This is a genomic window from Alterinioella sp. B-7, from assembly GCF_056857775.1.
In genome coordinates, this window is sequence record NZ_JBSXNT010000034.1 from 1 (window position 1) to 20,581 (window position 20,581).

Sequence of the window (20,581 nt, forward strand, 5' to 3'; positions counted from 1 at the left end):
GTTGGTCGATGGGAGAAGCTCTGCCCCCTCCACAGGTCAAATTCTGCCAGAACCCGATCTCAGGGTGACCTCGGCAGGCTGCGCGAACTTTCGGACGCATCCAGCCGAAGCGGCGCTATAGCTGACCCACCATCAACGAGAGGCAGCATGACCGACACATTCCGCCCCTTCCGCACGTGTGATGAATTGCAACCACTGGCGGATCAATACTGGCGCGCAGGTAACTGGTCACAGTATCTGTCTATCCTGGCCAATCACGAGCGCGCCGCAGCGCTCTTGGACCTGTTCCACCATGTAGAACGTCCATCCCGACTCTGGCCGCTGGCCAATGAGGTCTGGTCAATGTCGAATAGCATCATCGCGGACGAATCGGTTTGGGATGAAGTCTGGGCCAACGCCTACCGGCGCGACGGCACACTACGCAGGTGTCACAGGTTCGTTATGCGCCCAGCTGACCGTCGCATCTTCGACGCTCTTCCCGAGACGGTCACTGTTTATCGCGGCTGCAACAGCTTTGATGCGATAGGGGGCTATAGCTGGACCCTGAGCAAGTCGGTGGCGGAAGCCTTCGCGCACCGTGTCAGCCGGGCGCTTGGCGAACCGCTGATCGCAACCATGTCTATTCCGCGCTGGTGCCTGCTGGCATATTTTGACGAGCGCAATGAGCAAGAAATCGTCGTAGAACGCCAGATGCTGGACGGATACGGGTTTGAGATCGACGTTGAGGTTGCACCGCCGGATCAGCTTGCGGCCTAGTATGGACTTGGCGCGGCCCGCAAAGTTTCGGACGCATTCCGTCGCGGCGGTGCTATAGCGGACCAGCATCGCGCCGCTTAGCATTGCTACGCTGCGCGTCGCACCGCTACGCATCGCATCGCAACGGTCTATCGAGACGAGGAACCCGCCGGATCACCCCCGGCGGGTTCTTGCGTCAGGAGACCTGGTGCGCTATCCGCGAGATACTGACAACCCGACCCGATGACGTCACGTCAACTGGTCCATTTAGGAGACGGTTACATGGTTACAAAGCGTAGCGTAAGTCATTGATATTTCTAGATTCGAGCACTTTTCAAATCTCTTATCACCCACCACTTCCCCTCTGATCATTGCTCCGCGGGCCCGAGATGTCCTTCCCCGATCTCTACATCCTGCGCCACGGCCAGACCGAATGGAATGCCGAGCATCGGGTGCAGGGCGGGCTGGACAGCCCCCTGACGGCGCGGGGCCGCGAGGAGGCCGCGCGGCAACGCGCGCTGCTTGCGACATGCGACCTGACCGGGTTTCGTGCCCTGACCAGCCCGCAGGGCCGCGCGGTCCAGACCGCCGCCATCGCGTTGACGGGGCTGGTGCCCGCCATCCACACCGATCCGCGTCTGGCCGAGATCCGGGTCGGCGACTGGGAAGGTCTGAGGCGTGACGCGTTGCCCGGCGTTACCGCCACCGATGAGCGCGAGGAAAGCGCGCTGGCGCTCTATGACCTCGCGCCGCGCGGCGAGGGGCTGGCCGCGCTGCGCCGCCGCTGCGAGGCGTTCCTGTCCGATCTCGACGGCCCCGCGATCCTGCTCACCCACGGCATCACCTCGCGCATGCTGCGCCTGGTCTGGCTGGATCAGCCGACCGAGCAGATCGCCGCGCTGCCGGGCGGGCAGGGGGTGGTGTTTCACCTCTCGGAGGGGCAGCACCGCAGCCTGGGATAAACCCCTTGCAGGCCGCGCCTGCTTGGCTATATGAGGCGCATTGCGGGTCGTTAGCTCAGTTGGTAGAGCGCTTCGTTTACACCGAAGATGTCGGGAGTTCGAGCCTCTCACGACCCACCAACCTATCCCCGTTCGGGACGCCTCGGCGGTCGCCACTCCCCCGGTGGCCCGACCGCCGCCTGCCCGCTTTCGCGGGTGGGCCGTTTCCAACAGCTGAGTTTCGGGGTAGGGCATGACCAGCCGGGCCGCACCGCGCCTGTCCCTCTTCTTCGCTTGAAAGACCCGCCCGATGTCCGGCCCGCCGCGCCCCACCGAAGATACGCCGCCCCGCGCCATCGTGCTGATCCTGACGGGGATGGTCTTCATCACCGTGAATGACAGCCTGATCAAGGCCTTGAGCGGCGATTACCCGTTGCACCAGATGATCTTCATCCGCTCGGCCATCGCGCTCGGCATGACGTTGACGATCCTGCAATTCGAGGGCGGGTTCCGGGCGCTGAGGACATCGACGCCGGTGCTGCACCTGATGCGCGGGCTGCTGGTCGTGGTCAGCAACATGCTGATCTTCGCCGCCATCGCGACGCTGCCCCTGGCCACCGCGACGGCGCTCTTCTTCGTGGCGCCGCTGATGATCACGCTGATGTCGGTCGTGTTCCTGAAAGAGCGTGTCGGCCTGCACCGGGCGGGGGCCATCGTGGTCGGATTCGCGGGCGTCCTCGTGATGACACGTCCGGGGGCGGAGGCCGGGGTGGACCGGCCCGAGACCTGGGTCTTGATGCTGCCGGTCCTGGCCGCGACGGCCTATGCCGGGATGCAGGTGATGACCCGCTCGCTTGGCGTCTATTCCAAGGCGGCGGCGCTCGCGGTCTATATCCAGGGCACCTTCCTGCTGGTCTCGATCGGCTTCTACCTCGTCGCGGGCGACGGGCGGTTTGCCGAAGGGGTGGAGCATCAGAGCCTCGTCTTCCTGCTGCGCGCCTGGGTCTGGCCGACGCCCGCCGACTGGCCGCTTTTCCTGACGCTCGGGCTCTGTTCCGGCGTCGTGGGCTATTGCCTGTCCTCGGCCTATAAATTGGGCAATGCGGCGACCGTGTCCTCGTTCGAATATGCCGCCCTGCCCATGGCCATCGCGACCGGCTGGGGCGTCTTCGGCGAAGTGCCCGATCTGTGGATGTTGGCGGGCACGGTGTTGATCGCGGGGGCGGGCATCTACGTCTTCATGCGCGAGGCGCGCCGCCGGTCCCCGGTGGCCCCGCGGCGGCCCCTGCGCCGGGGCTGAAGTTTTTTCGATACCGGGCCAGATCGGGGCGAAACCGCGCTTGACGAGGGCGGGGATGGGCCCTAGAACCGCCCGAACATGCCGGGTGGGCCTTCGGGGCCAGGCGGCAATGCAGCGGGCGGTTGTAGCTCAGTTGGTTAGAGTGCCGGCCTGTCACGCCGGAGGTCGCGGGTTCGAGCCCCGTCAACCGCGCCACCGCTGCAGATCCGGGCGAAAAGCCCACGCCGAAAGGCACCTGCGCGGTTGTAGCTCAGTTGGTTAGAGTGCCGGCCTGTCACGCCGGAGGTCGCGGGTTCGAGCCCCGTCAACCGCGCCACTTATTCCCTACCTTTGGATGGTCGTTGCCCTGACGGGCGGCGGCGATTTTTCTTGCAAGAAAAATGCGAGGGGAGAGGTTTGTGATCTTGTCCGTGAGGTTCGGGGTTTGGGCGGACGAAGGCCCCGTTTGCTGAGAGGCGTTTGAGGGGGCGATCCGCCCCTCAAGGCGCCAGTTCAAGGGTTTCTGCGAGTCGCGCCCGCCTCAAGGCCAAGCCGCGCCATGCGCGGGCGCTGACGCGCGCCTTGACCCGGACCCGACTCGCGGGTGCCCTATCCGGAGCGACCGCGCTTCTCGAAGCGGGGCAGCATGGCCGAGAAGTCGCGGCCCTTGCCATCCTCGGACTCGACGAAGGTTTCATAAAGACGCATCGCGGCCTCGCCCAGGGGCGTGTCGGCATCGGCAGCCTCGGCGGCGGCTTGCGCAAGTCGCAGGTCCTTCAGCATCAGGTCGGCGGCGAAACCGGGTTTGTAGCCGTTATCGGCGGGGCTCTGCGGCCCGATGCCGGGGGCCGGGCAATAGGCGTTCATCGACCAGCTGTAGCCAGAAGAGGTGGAGACAACATCGAACATGGCCTGCCGGTCGAGGCCGAGCTTGTCGGCCAGCGCGAAGGCCTCGCAGGTGCCGATCATGGTGATGCCAAGGATCATGTTGTTGCAGATCTTGGCGGCCTGACCATTGCCCGCGGGGCCGCAATGCACCGCCTTCTGGCCCATGATCTCGAAAAGCGGCCTGGCGGTCGCAAAGGCCGCCTCGCCACCGCCGACCATGAAGGTGAGCGTGCCGCCCGCGGCACCGCCGACACCGCCCGAGACGGGCGCATCGAGGAAGCCGAGACCGGCCTTGTCGCAGGCCGCAGCCGCGTCGCGCGCGGCTTCGACCTCGACGGTGGAGCAATCCAGCAGCACCGCGCCCTTGTCCATCGCCGGGATGATCTCCTCGGCGACCGATTTCAGGATCGCGCCATTGGGCAGCATGGTGATGACGATCTCGGCCCCCCTGGCGGCCTCGGGCGCGCTGGCCGCTTTGGCGACACCGTCGGGGCAGGGCGCGGCGAGGTCGAAGCCCGTCACCTCGTGGCCCGCGCGGGCGAGATTGACGGCCATCGGCGCGCCCATATTGCCGAGCCCGATAAATCCGATCTTCATGGCATGTCTCCTTATATGTTGAGCGCATCCGCCCCCATCGGGCGCAGAAGGGCCGAGACCTCACCCGGGGGGACGGATCTGGGGCCGTCATGACGCCAGTTCGGCGCGTTGTCCTTGTCGATGATCACGGCGCGGATGCCTTCCAGGAAATCGGCCTTTTCCATGGATCGCGAGGTGAAGCGATATTCCATCTCCAGCGCGGTTTCTATCGTGTCCGTACTCCTCACGCGATGGATGAGCTCCAGCGTGCAGGCCATTGATATCGGAGAGTTCTGGTTGAGAGCGGCGAGGTTTCTTTCGGCCAGGTCGCCCTCCGTCGACTCCAGCAGGTTGACCACGTCGCGCAAGGTTTCGCCCGCAAACAGCGCGTCGATCTCGGGCCTCGCCTCCGCCAGATCTGATGCGGGCGCAGGCTCGGCCGCGCGGTCCACCGCCTCCCAGTCGCCGGTCTCGCAAAGCGTCTCGATCAGCGTCGCCCAGGCCTCGCGCGGGATGAAGTAATCGGCAAATCCGGCATGGAGCGCGTCGCCCGGTTTCATCCGGCCCGAGGTGATGCCCAGGTATTCGCCCAACCGACCCGGCGCACGCGCCAGCAGCAGGGAGCCGCCGACATCGGGCACCAGACCGACCTTGCATTCGGGCATCGCGATGCGGCTGTCCTCGCAGACCACCCGGTGCGAGCCGTGGCAGCCGACGCCGACACCGCCGCCCATGACGAAGCCGTGCAGGAAGGTCACGACCGGCTTGGGGAAATTGAAAAGCCGCGCGTTCATGCGGTATTCGTCCTGCCAGAAGCGGCGACCGTAATCGTAATCGCCTGCGCGGCCTGTCTCATACATCTGCGCCAGATCGCCGCCCGCACAGAAGGCCTTGTCGCAGGGCAGCCCGTCGATGATCAGCAAGCTCACGGAAGGGTCATTCGCCCAGAGGACCAGCGCCTTGTCGATCTCAAGGCACATCTCCCAGGTCAGCGCGTTCAGCGCCTTGGGGCGGTTGAGGGTGATGCGGCCCGCGCGGCCCTCGATGCGGCAGTTAATGTCCTGCATTATCTGCGCTCCGCAAGCATTTGTCGGGCAATGATAACACGCATGATCTCGTTCGTGCCTTCCAGGATCTGATGCACCCGCAGGTCGCGCACGATCTTTTCGATCCCGTAATCGGCAAGGTAGCCATATCCGCCATGCAGTTGCAGGCACTGGTTGGCGACGTCAAAGGCGGCATCGGTGACATAAAGCTTGGCCATGGCGCAGAATTTCGACGCGTCGCCTGCGCCTTGGTCCAGTTTCCAGGCCGCCTGCCGCAGGAAGGTGCGGGCCGATTGCAGTTTGACCTCCTGTTCGGCCAGGCGGAATTGCAGGCCCTGGAACTGGTCGATGGGTTTGCCGAAGGCCTTGCGCTCGCCCATATAGGCCAGCGTCAGGTCCAGCGCGTTCTGCGCGCCGCCAAGGGCGGAGGCCGCGATGTTGAGACGCCCGCCATCGAGGCCCGCCATCGCGTATTTGAACCCCTTGCCTTCCTCGCCAATGAGGTTCTCGGCAGGAACGAAACAGTCGTCGAACTGCACCTGCGCCGTGGGTTGCGCGAGCCAGCCCATCTTTTTCTCCAGCGCGCCGAAGCTGAGCCCCTCGCTGCCATCCTCAACCACGACGGTGGAGATGCCCCTTGGCCCGTCCTCGCCGGTGCGCACCATGGTGACATAGGCATCGGAATAGCCACCGCCCGAGATGAAGGCCTTGGTGCCGTTCAGCCTGTAGCCGTCATTGGTCCGATCCGCGCGGGCGCGCAGGGCGGCCGCGTCCGAGCCCGAGCCCGGTTCGGTCAGGCAATAGGAGAAGACCTTGTCCATGGAACACAGGTCGGGCAGCCATTTCGCCTTGGTCTCGTCGCTGCCGAACTTGTCGATCATGCCGCCGCACATGTTGTGGATCGACAGGAAACTGCCCACGGCAGGGCAGGACATGGCCAGCGCCTCGAAGACCAGCGTGGCATCGAGACGGGTCAGGCCCGAGCCTCCGTAGTCCTCGGAGACATAGAGCCCGCCAAAGCCAAGCTCGGCGATCTGCGGCCAGAGGGTCTTGGGGATGGTGCCCGCGTCCTCCCATTCCCGCGCGTGGGGGGCGATATGCTCCTCGCCAAAGCTCCTCGCCATGTTGAAGATCATCACCTGTTCTTCGGTCATCTCGAAATTCATTCGCCAAATCCTCTGATAAGCTCCAGGGCCAGCGCCCAGAAGACAAGCCATGCCGCCGCCGCAAGGACCGGTTGCAGCATGATCCGCCAGTGGTTTTTCCAGGCCCGCAAGCCGAACGGGTCGCGCCAGGTGATCCAGTCGCGCTGCGCCTGGCGCAGTTCGGGATACCGGCGATGGTTCCATATGGCCACGCCGATGCCAACCACGAAGGTCCCGATGACGATGAATGGCCCCATGCCCGCGCGTTTCCCCTCCCCGGAATTGAACACTTGTTTAATTAGCAAATGTTGCAGGAGTTTTTCAACCGGAGTCACAGATCGGCGTGAAATTCCTCGATCAGGTGGCGCACGACGCCGCGCATCGCCTCGGCATGGTCCTTGCCTGCGTGTTTCTCGGCGGCATAGACCGCGCGTTGACGCTCGGACGAGGTGCCGCGCGCCTGCATGTCGCGGGCGTTCTCCACCTCCTTGCGGCAGCCCAGGGCGTCGGCATCCTCGGCGGTCAATTCGATCAGCTCATCCATCAGCTCGTGAAACGGCACGATGGCGCGGCGTCCGAAATCTATCAGCCCTTCGGCGGTGCCATAGCGCTGCGCTCGCCAGCGGTTCTCGCCGACCAGGAAAGAGTCATAGAGCCGCCAGCGCTGGTTTCTCTCGCGCAGGCGGAACAGCATCCGCGACAGGCTCTGAATGAGGGCGGCCAGGGTCAGCGTGTCCTCCAGCCGGGGGCTGACATCGCAGATCCGCGTCTCCAGCGTCGGGAACTGGGCCGAGGGGCGCAGATCCCACCAGATCTTGGAACTGTCCTCGATCACGCCAAGCTCGATCAGGGCGTCTGCGGTTCGCTCGTAATCCGAGAAGGACGGGAAATGCGGCGGCAGCCCGGTGCGCGGCAGGTTGTCGAACACCGTCAGCCGATAGGAGGCGAGGCCAGTATCGCGCCCCTGCCAATAGGGCGAGGAGGCCGACAGCGCCAGAAGATGCGGCAGGAAATAGGAAAGCTGCCCCATCAGGTCGTTGCGCAGATCGTCATCATCGAGGCCGACATGCACGTGCATCCCGCAGATCAGCATCCGCTCGACCACGCCGCCAAGGTCGCGGGCCAGGGTGTTGTAGCGGTCCTTGTCGGTATGGATCTGGTCCTTCCAGTCCGCGAAAGGGTGGCAGGAGACGGCAATCGGGGCCAGGCCATGATCCCCCGCAATGCGGGCGACGCAGCCGCGCAACCGGCGCAGATCGCCGCGCGCCTCGTCGATATTGGCGCAGACGCGGGTGCCGATCTCGATCTGGCATTGCAGGAATTCGGGGGAAACCTGGCCCTCAAGCTCGGCCTTGCAGGCCTCCATCAGCCTGGGCGGGGCGACGGCCAGGTCGCAGGTCTCGAGGTCGACCAGCAGGTATTCCTCCTCGATCCCGATCGAAAACGGGGGCGGGTCTTGCGGCATGGGCCTGCTCCTTTCGGGCCGTTTCACGGCAGGAAACCGGGTTGGACGGGATTTGCCAAGGAAAAAACTTTGAACCGGGCCGGGGCGTCGCGCGACCCATGGCCAGATCATTGACCGAGGAGACAGACACGTTCAGGGCGATTGATCCGCCCGCACCGGTTTCATCACGAAAGACTTTTCAGACATGAAAAAGGGGTCGCAAGATGCGGCCCCTTTCTTTCGTGGAGATGGCGCCCGATTTCAGGTCGCGGTGATCGTGCCGCGCATCGCCGGGTGAAAGTTGCACTTGAACTCATGGGTTCCGGCCTCGGCGACGGTGATGGTGCCGCTTTCGCCGCCATTCAGCCGCCCGGTGTCGAAGCTGCCATCCATCGCGGTGGCGGTATGGGGCGCGTTATCGGCATTGGTGAAGCTGACGGTGTCGCCTGCCGCAACCTCAAGCTCGGCGGGGCTGAACGCAAAGCCCTGGATCATGACCTCATGCGCGGCGGCGTGGCTCGCGGCACGCGCACGGCTGACGGAAAGGGCAAGGGGGGCCGCGAGGATCGTGGCGATGGCGGTGCGGCGGGGGATATCGGTCATGGTGCAATACTCCTTTTCACTGGCGGCGAAGATGGCGGTCGGGGGCGCGGGCTGTAAATGATTTTTTGGCCCGGTAACGGTTTCGTGCGCAGGGTCAGGCATCGGCCTTGAGCAGTTCCGCGACCGTGCGGTGGCGCAGCCCCAGAAGGTTCAGCGCCCCGGCCTCGTCCTGTTGCAGGCGCACGATGATCTTGTCGTTGCCGTCCCAGGACCGCATGGCAAGTTGCGCCAGGGTCATCGCCACCCGTGTCGGCGCGATATAGACGACGAGGCTCGGCATGGCCGTGGTGGTGAAGATATCCGCCTTGCGCGCCTGCAGTTTCATCAGTGTCAGCGGGTCATGCTCGAACGCCGTCACGCGGGTCAGATCGACCAGGTGGCGCTGGTCTGGGTGGCGGTCGGGGTGGCGGTCATAGGCCTCGACGATGGAAAACACCTCCGCCAGGTCGACATGGCCCGCATAGTCGACATAGACGAGGCCGCGCCGGGGCAGGATGGTAAAGCTGGCAGGCACCGTTGGTTTGTCCTCTCTGGTCAGAGGGTTGAGCGGTCCGAACGTGGTTTCAGTCACGCATAGCGCGAGCAGGGGCCTTGCGTCCATTGCTTCCGAGTCGCCTACGTCGTTCACAAACGCGTGATCGTTTCCGTTTGCGAAACAATTAATCGGTCATGCTGCCGCTGTCGCCGCACATGCGATGCAAAAAGGCCCCGCACCGGGGGGCGGGGCCTTTCAGTTGCGGGGATCGGGCGGGGCTCAGTCCATCGCCTTGAAGTTGAACTCGCCGCCTTCCTTGATGCCGCTCGGCCAGCGCGCGGTCACGGTCTTGGTGCGGGTGTAGAACTTGAACGCGTCCGGCCCGTGCTGGTTGAGGTCGCCAAAGCCCGATTTCTTCCAGCCGCCGAAGGTGTGATAGGCCAAAGGCACCGGGATCGGCACGTTGACGCCGACCATGCCGATATTGATCCGGTTGGCGAAATCGCGGGCGGTGTCGCCATCGCGGGTATAGATCGCGGTGCCGTTGCCGTATTCGTGGGACATGGCAAGGCCGATGGCCTCCTCGTAGGATCCCGCACGCACGGTCGAGAGGACCGGGCCGAAGATCTCCTGACGGTAGATGTCCATATCGGGCGTCACGTGATCGAAGAGGTGCGGGCCGACGAAAAAGCCATCCTCGTAGCCTTGCAGGCTGAAGCCGCGCCCATCCACTGCCAGCTTCGCGCCCTGGTCGATGCCGGTCTGCACCAGCCGTTCGATATTCTGCTTGGCCGCCGCCGTCACGACGGGGCCGTAATCGACATCGTCGCCTGCGGTGTAGGGGCCGACCTTCAGCGCCTCGACACGCGGCACCAGCTTCTCGATCAACTTGTCGGCGGTGTCCTCGCCCACCGGGACGGCCACGGAAATGGCCATGCAGCGTTCGCCAGCGGCGCCATAGCCCGCGCCAACCAGCGCATCGGCGGCCTGGTCCAGATCGGCGTCGGGCATGATGATCATGTGGTTCTTGGCCCCGCCGAAGCACTGCGCCCGCTTGCCGTTCGCGGTGGCGCGGGAATAGATGTAATGCGCGATCGGGGTCGAGCCGACGAAGGCCACGGCCTGCACGGTTTCATTGTCGAGGATCGCATCGACCGCTTCCTTGTCGCCATTGACGACCTGCAACACGCCATCGGGCAGGCCCGCTTCCTTGCACAGCTCCGCCAGCATCAGGGGCACGGACGGATCCCGCTCGGACGGTTTCAGGATCATCGCATTGCCACAGGCCAGCGCCGGTCCCATGCCCCAGAGCGGAATCATGGCGGGGAAGTTGAACGGCGTGATCGAGGCCACGACGCCAAGCGGCTGGCGCATGGAATACATGTCGATGCCGGGGCCCGCGCTGTCGGTGAACTCGCCCTTCAGCATCTGCGGCGCGCCGATGCAGTATTCGATCACTTCGAGGCCGCGCTGCACGTCGCCCTTGGCATCGGGGAAGGTCTTGCCATGCTCACGGCTCAGCGCTTCGGCCAGCTTGTCCATGTCGCGGTTGATCAGGTGCACCAGCGCCATCATCACGCGCGCCCGCCGCTGCGGGTTGGTGGCCCCCCAGGCGACCTGGGCCTCGGCGGCCTTGGCGATGGCGACGTCAACCTCGTCCTTGGAGGCCAGCGCCAGCTTGGCCTGCACCTCGCCGGTGGCGGGGTTGTAGACATCCGATTGCCGCGCAGCTTCGCCCGGCACACGCTTGCCGTCGATCCAATGACCCAGATTTTCCATGACATCCTCCTGATTTTCGGTTGCCCCTACATAGCCTTGCATTCTTGCGTGAAAAAGAGGCAGGATTTCAAAACCGTTTTGCGAAAACGCAAAGGTCTGCCGATGCCCAACTGGGATGACATGCGCATATTCCTGGCCGTGGCGCGGGGCGAAAGCCTCAGCCGCGCGGGCCGCGTCCTGCGCATGGACCCCGCCACCGTGGGCCGCCGCATCGCGCGGCTGGAGGAAAGCCTCGGCGCCGCCCTCTTCGCGAAATCGCCGCAGGGCTACATCCTGACCGAGGCGGGCGCGGAATTGCTGGACCCGGCGGAAACGGCGGAAAGCGCGCTGGCCACGGGCGTCGGCGCGGTCACCGGCATGGGCGCGGGGCTGGCGGGCACAATCCGCATCGGCGCGCCGGACGGGGCCGCGAATTTCCTCTTGCCCCAGGTCTGCGCGCGGATCCACGAGGCCAATCCCGACCTGGAGATCCAGATCCTCGCCCTGCCGCGCGTCGTGAACCTCTCGAAGCGTGAGGCCGATATGGCGCTCACTGTCAGCCCGCCGCAGACGGGCCGCCTGACGGTGCAGAAAGTGGCCGATTACCACCTGCACCTGGCCGCGCCCGAGGGCTCCGGCATTACCCGGCTGTCCGACCTGAAGACGCGGCCCGTGGTCGGCTACATCCCCGACATGATCTTCGACAAGGAACTGGATTACCTGTCGGAACTGGGCGTGACGCGGGTGCAACTGGCCTCCAACTCGCTCTCGGTGCAACTGATGCTGATGCGCGCCAAGGGCGGTGTCGGCATCGTGCATGATTTCGCGCTGCCCTTCGCCCCCGAACTGCGCCTGATCTTGACGGGTGAGATCGCGCTGACGCGCGCCTTCTACCTTGTGCGTCACGCCTCGGACCGGGGATCGGAGCGCCTGACCCGCTTTGCCGAGGCGCTGTCGCAGGGATTGCGCGCCGAAATATCGCGGCTGGAAGCGCAGGCCTCCGACCGCTAACGCCTTGACAGCCCGACGATCTGGCGAAACGCTGGAGAAACGACATCAACGAGGGGAAGCAGACCATGCTCGTGCAACAAATCCTGAAGATGAAATCGGGCGACGGGGTGGTGACGCTGGCCCCGGGGGCCACGCTGGCCGATGCCGCCAAGCTCCTGTCGGAAAAGAAATTCGGCGCGGTGGTCATCTCGCCCGACGGCTCCAAGGTGGCTGGCATCCTGTCGGAACGCGACATCGTGCGCGAGTTGGGCAAGCGCGGGGCCGAGTGCATGGCCGACACGGTCGATGAGGTCATGACCTCCAAGATCACCACCTGCACCCGCTCGGAAGGCTCGGGCGAGGTGTTGAAAAAGATGACCTCGGGCCGCTTCCGCCACATGCCGGTGATGGAGGGCGACGAGATGGTCGGCCTGATTTCCATCGGCGACGTGGTCAAGGCGCAACTGGCCGAACTGGCGATGGAAAAGGAAGCGCTGGAAAGCATGATCAAGGGCTTCTGAACCGCCCCTGCCTGTCCCCATCTCCAAAGCGGAGCACATCCCCCATGCGCATCGGCCTCTATCCCGGCACGTTCGACCCGATCACGCTCGGCCATACCGATATCATCGAACGCGCCTGCCGACTGGTCGACCGGCTGGTCATCGGCGTGGCGATCAATCGTGACAAGGGGCCTCTGTTCACGCTGGAGGAGCGCCAGGCCATGGTCGAGGCGGAATGCGTCCAGCTGTCGAAGGAGACCGGCACCGAGATCGTGGCGCATCCGTTCGAGAATCTGCTGATTGACTGCGCCCGCGATGTCGGCGCGCAGATCATCATTCGCGGCCTGCGCGCGGTGGCCGATTTTGAATATGAATACCAGATGGTCGGCATGAACCGGAAGATGGACCCCGAGATCGACACTGTGTTCCTGATGGCCGATGCCGACCGGCAGGCGATCGCCTCGAAACTGGTCAAGGAGATCGCGCGCCTAGGCGGCGACGTCGCCGATTTCGTTCCGCCCGCCGTTCATGACGCGCTGATGAAGAAATACGGACGGACCTGACCGGCGCGCTTTTCCGGGTTTTCGAAAACCCGGCAGAAAGGCGCATCGATGCGCCTTGCCGCCCGCCCGTCCCACCTTTAGGGTCGCGCCCGATCCGAGACCGAAGGAGGGCCCGATGGCCGATATCAAAGATCCCGAAAACACCATCCTGATCGAGCTGAAAGACGGCCAGGTCGTGGTCGAGCTGATGCCCGACGTGGCCCCCGAGCACGCAGCCCGCATGAAGGAGCTGGCCCGCGAAGGCGCCTATGATGGCGTCGTCTTTCACCGCGTCATCGACGGCTTCATGGCCCAGACCGGCGATGTGGCCAATGGCAATGCCGACAAGGATTTCAACCTGCGCCGCGCGGGCACCGGGGGCTCCTCCAAGCCCGACCTGCCGGCCGAGTTCTCCAAGCTGCCGCATGATCGCGGCACCATCGGCGCGGCGCGTTCGGCCAATCCCAATTCGGCCAACAGCCAGTTCTTCATCAATTTCAAGGACAACCATTTCCTGAACGGCCAATATACCGTCTATGGCCGGGTGATCGAGGGGATGGAGCATGTCGATGCCATCACGCGCGGCGAGCCGCCCGCCGATCCCGACAAGATGATCAGCGTCAAGGTGGCCGCAGATGCGTAAGCTGGCCTTTGTTCTTTCCCTTCTGGCGACACCCGCCGCCGCCACCGGCATCGAGATCGACGTCACCGGAGAGGCCGAGGGCACCATCGTCATCGACCTCTTTGAACAGGTGGCCCCCCTGCATGTCGAGCGCATCACGACGCTGGCCGAGGAGGGCGCCTATGACGACGTCGTCTTTCACCGCGTGATCGAGGGCTTCATGGCGCAAACGGGTGATGTGGAGTTCGGCCGCATGGGCCAGGACATGCGCTATGCGGGACGGGGCGGATCCGAGTATCCCGACCTTCCGGCAGAGTTCGACGCTGATCTCAGCTTCGAGCGCGGTATCGTCGGCATGGCGCGTGGGCCCGACCCCGACAGCGCCAACAGCCAGTTCTTCATCATGTTCGAGCCGGAGCCCCGCCTCGACGGCCAATACACCATCGTCGGCCAGGTGATCGAGGGCATGGAGGTGGTCGACGCCATCAAGCGCGGTGAGGGGCGCAGCGGCGCCGTCATCGGCCAGCCCGACATGATGGTCGAGGTCCGCGTCACCGAATAGGCGGCCTCACGCCTGATCAGCCCCGCGCACATGCCCGTGAGCGGGGCTGTTCTTTTGCGCCCAACCTGTCACGATCCGGGGGCAACTTCCCTTGCCCGGACGGACCCGATGCGCCTTTTCCCCAGCCTTGCCCTGTCGCTGCTCCTCAGCCTGCCTGCCGCCGCCAACCCCGAGAGGTGGGCGCAGGAATGGCCCAATACCGATTTCAGCCGCTCCTCGGTGGCGTTCGACAGCATCATGTCGGGGGGCCCCCCGCGTGATGGGATCCCCGCCATCGACGACCCGCGCTTGATCGAGGTGGCGATGGAGGCAAGGCTCGATCCTTTGGAACCCGTCATCGTGGTGGAGCTTGAGGGCGAGCGCCCGCGCGCCTACCCCGTGCGCTACCTCACCTGGCACGAGATCGTGAATGATGTGGTCGGCGGCGTGCCGATCGCCGTCACCTTCTGCCCGCTCTGCAATTCCGCCATCACCTTCGACCGGCGGGTGGGGGGCGAGGTGCTCAGCTTCGGGGTCACAGGCAAGCTGCGCAATTCCGACATGGTGATGTATGACCGCGAAACCGAAAGCTGGTGGCAACAGGCCCTCGGCACCGGCATCGTGGGCGAACACACGGGCACCGAACTGACCCCATTGCCGACCTGGATGGAAAGCTGGCAGGATTACGCGGCGCGCAATCCCGACGGTCTTGTCATGGACGAGCCCGACTGGCGCCGCCCCTATGGCACCAATCCTTACGTGGGCTATGACAGCCTGCGCCAGCCCTTCCTCTATAGCGGCGAGGATCCGCCCCACGGCATCCCGCCCCTGGTGCGCGTCGTGCGCGTGGGGGACCGCGCCTGGCCCCTGACGCGCCTTGCCGAGGAGGGCGAGATCACCGAGGCGGGCCTGACGCTCAACTGGTCCGCGGGCCAGGCCTCGGCGCTCGATGCCGGCACCATCGGCGAGGGGCGCGATGTCGGCAATGTCCGGGTGCAGGACGCGACCGGCGCGGATGTGCCGCATGACGTGATGTTCGCCTTCGCCTTCCACGCCTTCTGGCCGGAGGGCGAGTGGATGCTGCCCTGACCCCGCCTTGCCCGCTTGACGCGCCGGGACATGCGCCGTAGCAGGCAGGCATGGCCCGCGCACCCCTTCTCCAGCTATCCGACATCTCGCTGACTTTCGGCGGCAACCCGGTTTTCTCGGATCTCGGCCTGGTCGTGCAGGAGGGGGACCGGGTGGCGCTGGTTGGCCGCAACGGATCGGGAAAATCCACGCTTCTCAAGGTGATGGCCGGGTTGGTCGAGCCTGATACCGGCAGCCGCACCCTCGCTCCGGGGGGCTCGGTCGGCTACATGGAGCAAGATCCCGATTTCGCCGGTTTCGCCACGCTTGGCGACTATGCCACCGCGACGCTGGACCCCGCCGAGGCCTGGCGGGTCGAGGCCGTGGCCGAGGGGCTGAAACTGCAACTCGACGCAACGCCCGAGGCCGCCTCGGGCGGGGAACGCCGCCGCGCGGCGCTGGCGCGGCTCTTGGCCGAAGCGCCTGAATTGATGCTGCTGGACGAGCCCACCAACCACCTCGATATTCACGCCATCACCTGGCTGGAAAACCGCCTGCGTGAGACCCGCGCGGCTTATGTCCTGATCAGCCATGACCGCGCCTTCCTGACCGCGCTTTCCCGCGCCACGCTCTGGATCGACCGGGGCCAGGTCCGCCGCATGGACAAGGGTTTTGCCCATTTCGAGGAGTGGCGCGACAAGACCTGGGAGGAAGAGGACCAGGCCCGCCACAAGCTGGACCGCAAGATCAAGGCCGAGGCGCGATGGGCCGTCGAGGGCATCAGCGCGCGGCGCAAGCGCAACATGGGCCGGGTGCGCGCGCTTGGCGATCTGCGTCAGACCCGCGCCGAGATGATCCGCCGCCAGGGCACCGCCGCGATGGCGCTGGAGGAAGGCACCAAGTCGGGCAAGCGGGTGATCGAGGCGAGGGGGATTTCCAAATCCTATGGCGACACCACGATCTTCCGCCCCTTCGATCTGCGCGTCCTGCGCGGCGACCGCGTGGCCTTTGTCGGCCCCAACGGCGTCGGCAAGACCACGCTTCTCAAGGTTCTGACCGGGGAAATCCCGCCCGATACGGGCAGCGTCACCCATGGCACCAACCTGGACATGGCCGTGTTCGACCAGACCCGCGCGGCGCTGGACCCCGACGCGACGCTGTGGGACTCGCTCTCGCTCGACCCGTCCATGGCGGTTTCGGGCAGTTCCGACCAGATCATGGTGCGCGGCCAGCCCCGGCATGTCGTGGGCTACCTCAAGGAGTTCCTCTTCGACGAGGCGCAGGCCCGCGCGCCGGTCCGCTCGCTCTCGGGTGGCGAAAAGGCACGGCTCCTGCTGGCCCGCCTGATGGCGCGCGAATCCAACATGCTGGTGCTGGACGAGCCGACCAATGACCTGGATGTCGAAACGCTGGACCTGATGCAGGATCTTCTGGGCGATTATCCCGGCACCGTGCTTCTGGTCAGCCACGACCGCGATTTCATCGACCGGGTGGCGACGACCACTATCGCGATGGAGGGCGACGGGCGCGCCGTGGCCTATGCCGGTGGCTGGTCGGATTACCGCGCGCAGCGGGGGGCGCACGCGCCGGAGGAAGTGAAACCGGCGAAGAAAGGGCAGGGGGGCAAGACCGATACGCGGCCTGACGCGCGCCCCGCGCCCGCGAAATCCGGCCTCAGCTACACCGAGGCACACCGCCTGAAGGAGCTTCCCGGCGTCATCGAACGGCTGGAGGCCGAGATCGCCAAGCTTGAGGAGTTCCTGGCCGATCCCGACCTCTTCACGCAGGCGCCCGCGAAATTCGCCAAGGCAAGTGAGGCGCTGGTCGAACGGCAGGAAAGGCTTGCGGCCGCCGAGGAAGACTGGCTGGCGCTTGAGGAAAGATCGGAAAGCTCGTGAACCGGGGGCCAGCGCGCCGTCGACGGCGCGCATCGGCCTTGCGTCGACGCAAAGCGCGCCTACCGCGCCGCCATCTGCGTCAGTGCAACGCCAAGCCCCATCACCGCGATCCCGCCCGCGCGCAACGGGGTCAGCGCCGAGACCTGCGCGCCGAACATCCCGAAATGGTCGATCAGTGCGGCCGAGACCAGCTGCCCCAACAGCACGAAGAACACCGCGTTGCCGACCCCGAAGGCGGGCGCGACAAAGGTGATGGAGAGGACGTAGAACGCCACCAGCACGCCTGCCAGGAACAGGTGCCAGGGCTGGCCGGGCAGGCGCGCGAGCGCTTCGATCCCGTTGCTCAGGGTCACGATCAGGGTGGCCGCGAAGGCCACCACGAAGAGGATCAGCGCAGCCGCGGCGGGCGAGCCGATATTGGCCCCGAGCCGCGCATTGAGGGCGGCCAGCACCGGAATTCCGACGCCCGCGGCCAGCATGATCAGGGCGTGATGGGTCATCGGGCACTCCTCGGTCTCAACTGCAAATCCCCCCAAGTTCGGCGTCCTGCCAGGGCAACAGCACGTCCGGGCGATCCGCCCGCTGCGCCACCGGGGTCAGGTCCATGACCTGCCCCAGCATCCGTTCCAGCCGCGCGGTGCGCGCACCCTCGGGGTCCAGCGCGGCGCAGCAGACATATTCTCCGACCAGGCTCGCCTGCTGCTCGTAGCCATACTCCAGAAAGGACCGCTGCGCCTCGGGATCGAACAGGTAGGGGTCGTCGCTCACCTGATGCTCCGCCGCGCCGCGCAGGGGGTGGTAGCCGGTGAGTTCGCGGTTCTGCCATTGCCAGATATGGGTCATCTCATGGGTGAAATACATCGCCGCGATCAGGTTGATCCGGTCGGGATAATCGCTGACGTAATCGTCAAGATAGTAGTCCGGGGCCACCATCACGGTCTGGAACAGCACCGCCCCCGCCGTGCGCGTCTGGACCGTGGGGCCACTATCGGGGGGCAGGATCATCTCGCGGCAGGTGGTGCGCGGGCGCGCGGGCCGCGTGCGGATGCGCAAGCCAATGAGAGGGTTTTCGACCATCCGGATGCGCTCGGTCTGCAACCCCGGCTGGATCTCGGCCATGAAGGCGCGCTCGGCCTCGCTCAAGGGGCGGCCGCAGGCGGCGAGAAGGGCAAGGAGGAGGAGCCAGCGCATCGGGGTCAGCGGCCTTGGGCAAGCAGGGATGCCCCAAGGTAACGCCTTGGCCCGCTTGCGCAAGGGGGCCAAGGCCCATTCCCTCCGGTTCTCGGGATTCTGCTTTCAAAACATGGGCCTGACCCCCGGTGTTATCCGATAGCAGCGCTTTGCAAGGCCCTGACAAGCGCGGGTTTTTGTATAACGGACACAATTCCGGTCAATCTGTCCTCACGTCCCCCGGCGTATCCCGCAACCCCGACCCCTCTCTTGATTAAGGAAATTGACCATGAAAGCCCTCTCCACCCTGACCGCAGCCGCGGTTTTCGCCTCCACCCTCGTCTCGGTGGCCGCCGCCGACACGCGCGTGATCACGCGCCATGCGCCGCTGGTTCATGCCCCCGTGATCCACACGCCGCCCGTCTACATGCACATGCCGGTCCCGCGCCCGATTGCTGTGCCCGTGCTTGTGCCGCGCCCGCTGCCGTTTCCCGGCCCGCTCTGCCTGAGCTGTCCGTCGTGGGATCTGGAAGACCCCCGCGTCATCTACACGCCGCGCGTGATCATGCGGTAAGAGTTTCATCAAGGACATTTGAATGAAGCACCTGCCCCGGAGCCACCGCGCTCCGGGGTTTTTTCGCGCGGTCTCCGGTTTCAACAGAGTGACGGCCTGATTCTCGCGTTCGTGCGCAGCCTGCGAGAGGCAGGGGAAAATCAGGGCAAACGATCCGGAAACGCGCTAATCCCGCAGCCCCACCGAGCGCTTCAGCCCGTTCATCGCCTGCATATAGGCCTCGTCGACCTGGTAATCGGTCGGCATGTCCTCGGCGTCGAACATCCATTCATAGGCCTCGTCCCAGTCATAGGCGGCATGCACGCGCCGGTCGCCGAGGTCATGCACCACCACGGCGCGGATCTTGGCATCCTCGCCCGGCCCGGTAAACGTGCGGAAAGTGACCCCCATGAAATCGAGATAGGCGCGGTAGAATTCCTCGGACAGGAGATGCCGGTTGATATTCACCGCCCGGTCGAGGCGGCGCTTGGTGGCGATGAGGTCGGGCGGCGAGATCTCCTTCCAATAGCCCAGAAGGCGGCGGAAGCAATAGATCCGGTTCAGATCCGGCGCGATCTGGTCGTAGATCTCCAGTCGCTTGTAGATGATCAGCCGCGACTGCCACAGCGCGTCGTCGATGGAGCGCAGGCGGATGAGGAAGACCACACCGAACGCGGTGGCGAGGATCAGGGCGAGGAGTTGCAGCCAGAGGGGCATGAGGACGGGCCTTCGCGGGCGGTGGAAGGACAGGCTAGCAGGGTTTGCGGAGATTCCAAAACAGCATCGGCTTTGGGCCCGTAGGGTGCGCTTCAGCGCACCATACCACGTAGGACGTGGTTCACCCCGCCACTTTTCAACGGTTGGTTCTTGTCCCGGTCCGGAATCAAGGGCGTAGCCCGCCGGACCAGCGGCGGCCCGTTCCATCACGCCGAAGGCGTGCCAACACGAAAGCGGCGCACCTCTGGTGCGACGGGCTGCCGCTTTGGCTGATCAATGTGGCAGGCTCAGGGGAAGCGCAGGCTTCGCAGAGATAAAGCGCTGCCGTTCAGAGGGCAGAGCGGCATCCCACGGGCCGCAGCCGGTCCTTGAATGAACTCGCCAATCTAAAAAACATGTCTTTTCATTTCCGTTTTGGAATTGCGGGAGCCAACTCTTTCACCTTTTCCGGCAGTACAATTGATCGGTGAATGAACCCTTCCAGTATCTCCATTACAGTTGTCAGTTGATCGTCGCTAGGTTTCCACCCTCTATGGGCGGCTGCATTGCCTGCTTCAACCAAGGTGGTTACAATTTTTTTCTCGTCTGCAGATAGTTTTCCGTCGTTATGGAGTTCTTCAATCTTTCCTCCAAATGTGCTTGACGTGAGCGACATTGCTTTGGCCGAAGTGATCTCGAATGAAGTCCTAATCCCAATGGCAGCCAGAACCGAAAGTCCATTGTCCATTGCGACATAGACCTCGGTTAACACATCGGCAAGTTCATGGTGGTGCGCTAAAAATATCGGCGTAAACCATGCCGGCTTTGGTCTACCAAGTGTTCTTGGGTAGAAAGTCCTGTCTTCCAACGGGATAATCAGCGTATTTCCATTTTGGTCGTAGTCGTATTCCACCTCCTCAGAAAAATAAACTCCATGCCCAAAAAAAATTGTTGAACAACCTCCACACTCTAGGGAACGTCTGATCAACGCCTTCGGCTGCGCCGAGGCTTCGGCTTGAAGGCAGTTTGGCGCCGGACAGACGCCGTTGCCAGCGATTTTCGCGCCGTTTGTGCCGCCTGAGCGGCGGTTTGGTCGATTTTGGACGGACTC

23 protein-coding genes and 3 tRNA genes are annotated in these 20,581 nt (G+C 64.7%); 14 read left to right on the forward strand and 12 right to left on the reverse strand.

What is annotated here, in order from left to right:
- Window positions 1-147 precede the first annotated feature (147 nt).
- The 6 genes from AC13C7_RS13180 (at window position 148) to AC13C7_RS13205 (ending at window position 3,292) form a co-directional block, all read left to right on the forward strand.
- Window positions 148-756 (forward strand): hypothetical protein, encoded by a 609-nt coding sequence (locus tag AC13C7_RS13180; protein WP_482867754.1) that lies wholly within the window; start codon window positions 148-150, stop codon window positions 754-756.
- Between the two features lie 368 nt (window positions 757-1,124).
- Complete coding sequence (locus AC13C7_RS13185) at window positions 1,125-1,697, forward strand: histidine phosphatase family protein (protein WP_482867755.1); 573 nt, start codon at window positions 1,125-1,127, stop codon at window positions 1,695-1,697.
- Window positions 1,698-1,741: 44 nt separating this feature from the next.
- A tRNA-Val gene (locus tag AC13C7_RS13190) sits at window positions 1,742-1,817 on the forward strand.
- A 169-nt stretch (window positions 1,818-1,986) separates the two neighbouring features.
- A complete protein-coding gene (locus AC13C7_RS13195) occupies window positions 1,987-2,976 on the forward strand; it encodes a DMT family transporter (protein ID WP_482867756.1) in 990 nt (329 codons plus the stop codon).
- 118 nt (window positions 2,977-3,094) lie between these two features.
- Window positions 3,095-3,171: transfer RNA gene (locus tag AC13C7_RS13200), tRNA-Asp, on the forward strand.
- A 44-nt stretch (window positions 3,172-3,215) separates the two neighbouring features.
- Window positions 3,216-3,292: transfer RNA gene (locus tag AC13C7_RS13205), tRNA-Asp, on the forward strand.
- 272 nt (window positions 3,293-3,564) lie between these two features.
- Here AC13C7_RS13205 and mmsB read toward each other — a convergent pair.
- The 8 genes from mmsB to AC13C7_RS13245 all read right to left on the reverse strand — a co-directional run bounded on the left by mmsB (window position 3,565) and on the right by AC13C7_RS13245 (window position 10,911).
- The gene (gene mmsB / locus AC13C7_RS13210; protein ID WP_446118580.1) at window positions 3,565-4,440 is read right to left on the reverse strand and encodes a 3-hydroxyisobutyrate dehydrogenase; all 876 of its coding nucleotides are present in this window, start codon (window positions 4,438-4,440) and stop codon (window positions 3,565-3,567) included.
- Between the two features lie 11 nt (window positions 4,441-4,451).
- A complete protein-coding gene (locus AC13C7_RS13215; protein ID WP_482867757.1) occupies window positions 4,452-5,486 on the reverse strand; it encodes an enoyl-CoA hydratase/isomerase family protein in 1,035 nt (344 codons plus the stop codon).
- On the reverse strand, window positions 5,486-6,631 hold the full coding sequence (locus AC13C7_RS13220; RefSeq protein WP_482867758.1) for an acyl-CoA dehydrogenase family protein: 1,146 nt from the start codon (window positions 6,629-6,631) through the stop codon (window positions 5,486-5,488). The genes AC13C7_RS13215 and AC13C7_RS13220 overlap by 1 nt, the downstream gene beginning before the upstream one ends.
- Window positions 6,628-6,900 carry a hypothetical protein gene (locus AC13C7_RS13225; RefSeq protein WP_172321321.1) on the reverse strand — a complete coding sequence of 91 codons (273 nt, stop codon included), beginning with the start codon at window positions 6,898-6,900 and terminating at the stop codon, window positions 6,628-6,630. The genes AC13C7_RS13220 and AC13C7_RS13225 overlap by 4 nt, the downstream gene beginning before the upstream one ends.
- Window positions 6,901-6,941: 41 nt before the next feature.
- Window positions 6,942-8,075: a carboxylate-amine ligase gene (locus tag AC13C7_RS13230; RefSeq protein WP_172321320.1), complete on the reverse strand. Its 1,134-nt coding sequence runs from the start codon at window positions 8,073-8,075 to the stop codon at window positions 6,942-6,944.
- A 240-nt stretch (window positions 8,076-8,315) separates the two neighbouring features.
- Window positions 8,316-8,657 (reverse strand): cupredoxin domain-containing protein, encoded by a 342-nt coding sequence (locus tag AC13C7_RS13235; protein ID WP_172321319.1) that lies wholly within the window; start codon window positions 8,655-8,657, stop codon window positions 8,316-8,318.
- A 94-nt stretch (window positions 8,658-8,751) separates the two neighbouring features.
- Window positions 8,752-9,171, reverse strand: coding sequence for a hypothetical protein (locus AC13C7_RS13240; RefSeq protein WP_482867759.1), 420 nt, complete (start codon window positions 9,169-9,171; stop codon window positions 8,752-8,754).
- A gap of 240 nt (window positions 9,172-9,411) precedes the next feature.
- Window positions 9,412-10,911: a CoA-acylating methylmalonate-semialdehyde dehydrogenase gene (locus AC13C7_RS13245; RefSeq protein ID WP_482867760.1), complete on the reverse strand. Its 1,500-nt coding sequence runs from the start codon at window positions 10,909-10,911 to the stop codon at window positions 9,412-9,414.
- 102 nt (window positions 10,912-11,013) lie between these two features.
- Between AC13C7_RS13245 and AC13C7_RS13250 the strand changes: the two genes are divergently transcribed.
- From AC13C7_RS13250 to AC13C7_RS13280, 7 genes are all read left to right on the forward strand, one after another.
- Window positions 11,014-11,901, forward strand: a complete 888-nt coding sequence (locus AC13C7_RS13250; RefSeq protein ID WP_172321316.1) for a LysR family transcriptional regulator — start codon at window positions 11,014-11,016, stop codon at window positions 11,899-11,901.
- Between the two features lie 65 nt (window positions 11,902-11,966).
- Entirely contained in the window at window positions 11,967-12,401 is a 435-nt protein-coding gene (locus tag AC13C7_RS13255; RefSeq protein ID WP_172321315.1) for a CBS domain-containing protein, read from the forward strand.
- A 44-nt stretch (window positions 12,402-12,445) separates the two neighbouring features.
- The gene (gene coaD / locus AC13C7_RS13260) at window positions 12,446-12,943 is read left to right on the forward strand and encodes a pantetheine-phosphate adenylyltransferase (RefSeq protein ID WP_172321314.1); all 498 of its coding nucleotides are present in this window, start codon (window positions 12,446-12,448) and stop codon (window positions 12,941-12,943) included.
- A gap of 115 nt (window positions 12,944-13,058) precedes the next feature.
- Window positions 13,059-13,565: a peptidylprolyl isomerase gene (locus AC13C7_RS13265; RefSeq protein WP_446117392.1), complete on the forward strand. Its 507-nt coding sequence runs from the start codon at window positions 13,059-13,061 to the stop codon at window positions 13,563-13,565.
- Window positions 13,558-14,106, forward strand: a complete 549-nt coding sequence (locus tag AC13C7_RS13270) for a peptidylprolyl isomerase (RefSeq protein ID WP_482867761.1) — start codon at window positions 13,558-13,560, stop codon at window positions 14,104-14,106. The genes AC13C7_RS13265 and AC13C7_RS13270 overlap by 8 nt, the downstream gene beginning before the upstream one ends.
- 108 nt (window positions 14,107-14,214) lie before the next feature.
- Window positions 14,215-15,174, forward strand: coding sequence for a DUF3179 domain-containing protein (locus tag AC13C7_RS13275; protein WP_482867762.1), 960 nt, complete (start codon window positions 14,215-14,217; stop codon window positions 15,172-15,174).
- A gap of 50 nt (window positions 15,175-15,224) precedes the next feature.
- A complete protein-coding gene (locus tag AC13C7_RS13280) occupies window positions 15,225-17,051 on the forward strand; it encodes an ABC-F family ATP-binding cassette domain-containing protein (RefSeq protein WP_482867763.1) in 1,827 nt (608 codons plus the stop codon).
- A 59-nt stretch (window positions 17,052-17,110) separates the two neighbouring features.
- On the opposite strand, the gene AC13C7_RS13285 is transcribed toward AC13C7_RS13280, so the two are convergent.
- Complete coding sequence (locus tag AC13C7_RS13285; protein ID WP_482867764.1) at window positions 17,111-17,551, reverse strand: DMT family transporter; 441 nt, start codon at window positions 17,549-17,551, stop codon at window positions 17,111-17,113.
- A 16-nt stretch (window positions 17,552-17,567) separates the two neighbouring features.
- Window positions 17,568-18,242: a hypothetical protein gene (locus tag AC13C7_RS13290; protein WP_482867765.1), complete on the reverse strand. Its 675-nt coding sequence runs from the start codon at window positions 18,240-18,242 to the stop codon at window positions 17,568-17,570.
- Window positions 18,243-18,510: 268 nt separating this feature from the next.
- Here AC13C7_RS13290 and AC13C7_RS13295 point away from each other — a divergent pair, with 268 nt between their 5' ends.
- Complete coding sequence (locus AC13C7_RS13295) at window positions 18,511-18,795, forward strand: hypothetical protein (RefSeq protein WP_172321307.1); 285 nt, start codon at window positions 18,511-18,513, stop codon at window positions 18,793-18,795.
- Window positions 18,796-18,960: 165 nt separating this feature from the next.
- Here the strand turns inward: AC13C7_RS13295 and AC13C7_RS13300 are convergent, their stop codons facing one another.
- Together AC13C7_RS13300 and AC13C7_RS13305 are read right to left on the reverse strand one after the other, a co-directional pair.
- The gene (locus tag AC13C7_RS13300; RefSeq protein ID WP_446117385.1) at window positions 18,961-19,491 is read right to left on the reverse strand and encodes a hypothetical protein; all 531 of its coding nucleotides are present in this window, start codon (window positions 19,489-19,491) and stop codon (window positions 18,961-18,963) included.
- 403 nt (window positions 19,492-19,894) lie between these two features.
- A partial coding sequence (locus tag AC13C7_RS13305) for a DUF4145 domain-containing protein (protein WP_482867766.1) occupies window positions 19,895-20,581 on the reverse strand: 687 nt, incomplete at its 5' end.

What these genes read in the sequence shown, in the direction of transcription:
- AC13C7_RS13220 (WP_482867758.1), bottom strand. Translation starts at nt 6,631, where the DNA reads ATGAATTTCGAGATGACCGAAGAACAGGTGATGATCTTCAACATGGCG.
- AC13C7_RS13255 (WP_172321315.1), top strand. Translation starts at nt 11,967, where the DNA reads ATGCTCGTGCAACAAATCCTGAAGATGAAATCGGGCGACGGGGTGGTG.
- AC13C7_RS13180 (WP_482867754.1), top strand. Translation starts at nt 148, where the DNA reads ATGACCGACACATTCCGCCCCTTCCGCACGTGTGATGAATTGCAACCA.
- AC13C7_RS13230 (WP_172321320.1), bottom strand. Translation starts at nt 8,075, where the DNA reads ATGCCGCAAGACCCGCCCCCGTTTTCGATCGGGATCGAGGAGGAATAC.
- AC13C7_RS13300 (WP_446117385.1), bottom strand. Translation starts at nt 19,491, where the DNA reads ATGCCCCTCTGGCTGCAACTCCTCGCCCTGATCCTCGCCACCGCGTTC.
- AC13C7_RS13290 (WP_482867765.1), bottom strand. Translation starts at nt 18,242, where the DNA reads ATGCGCTGGCTCCTCCTCCTTGCCCTTCTCGCCGCCTGCGGCCGCCCC.
- AC13C7_RS13265 (WP_446117392.1), top strand. Translation starts at nt 13,059, where the DNA reads ATGGCCGATATCAAAGATCCCGAAAACACCATCCTGATCGAGCTGAAA.
- mmsB (WP_446118580.1), bottom strand. Translation starts at nt 4,440, where the DNA reads ATGAAGATCGGATTTATCGGGCTCGGCAATATGGGCGCGCCGATGGCC.
- AC13C7_RS13280 (WP_482867763.1), top strand. Translation starts at nt 15,225, where the DNA reads ATGGCCCGCGCACCCCTTCTCCAGCTATCCGACATCTCGCTGACTTTC.
- AC13C7_RS13275 (WP_482867762.1), top strand. Translation starts at nt 14,215, where the DNA reads ATGCGCCTTTTCCCCAGCCTTGCCCTGTCGCTGCTCCTCAGCCTGCCT.
- AC13C7_RS13245 (WP_482867760.1), bottom strand. Translation starts at nt 10,911, where the DNA reads ATGGAAAATCTGGGTCATTGGATCGACGGCAAGCGTGTGCCGGGCGAA.
- AC13C7_RS13195 (WP_482867756.1), top strand. Translation starts at nt 1,987, where the DNA reads ATGTCCGGCCCGCCGCGCCCCACCGAAGATACGCCGCCCCGCGCCATC.
- AC13C7_RS13235 (WP_172321319.1), bottom strand. Translation starts at nt 8,657, where the DNA reads ATGACCGATATCCCCCGCCGCACCGCCATCGCCACGATCCTCGCGGCC.
- AC13C7_RS13250 (WP_172321316.1), top strand. Translation starts at nt 11,014, where the DNA reads ATGCCCAACTGGGATGACATGCGCATATTCCTGGCCGTGGCGCGGGGC.
- AC13C7_RS13215 (WP_482867757.1), bottom strand. Translation starts at nt 5,486, where the DNA reads ATGCAGGACATTAACTGCCGCATCGAGGGCCGCGCGGGCCGCATCACC.
- AC13C7_RS13285 (WP_482867764.1), bottom strand. Translation starts at nt 17,551, where the DNA reads ATGACCCATCACGCCCTGATCATGCTGGCCGCGGGCGTCGGAATTCCG.
- AC13C7_RS13270 (WP_482867761.1), top strand. Translation starts at nt 13,558, where the DNA reads ATGCGTAAGCTGGCCTTTGTTCTTTCCCTTCTGGCGACACCCGCCGCC.
- AC13C7_RS13185 (WP_482867755.1), top strand. Translation starts at nt 1,125, where the DNA reads ATGTCCTTCCCCGATCTCTACATCCTGCGCCACGGCCAGACCGAATGG.
- coaD (WP_172321314.1), top strand. Translation starts at nt 12,446, where the DNA reads ATGCGCATCGGCCTCTATCCCGGCACGTTCGACCCGATCACGCTCGGC.
- AC13C7_RS13295 (WP_172321307.1), top strand. Translation starts at nt 18,511, where the DNA reads ATGAAAGCCCTCTCCACCCTGACCGCAGCCGCGGTTTTCGCCTCCACC.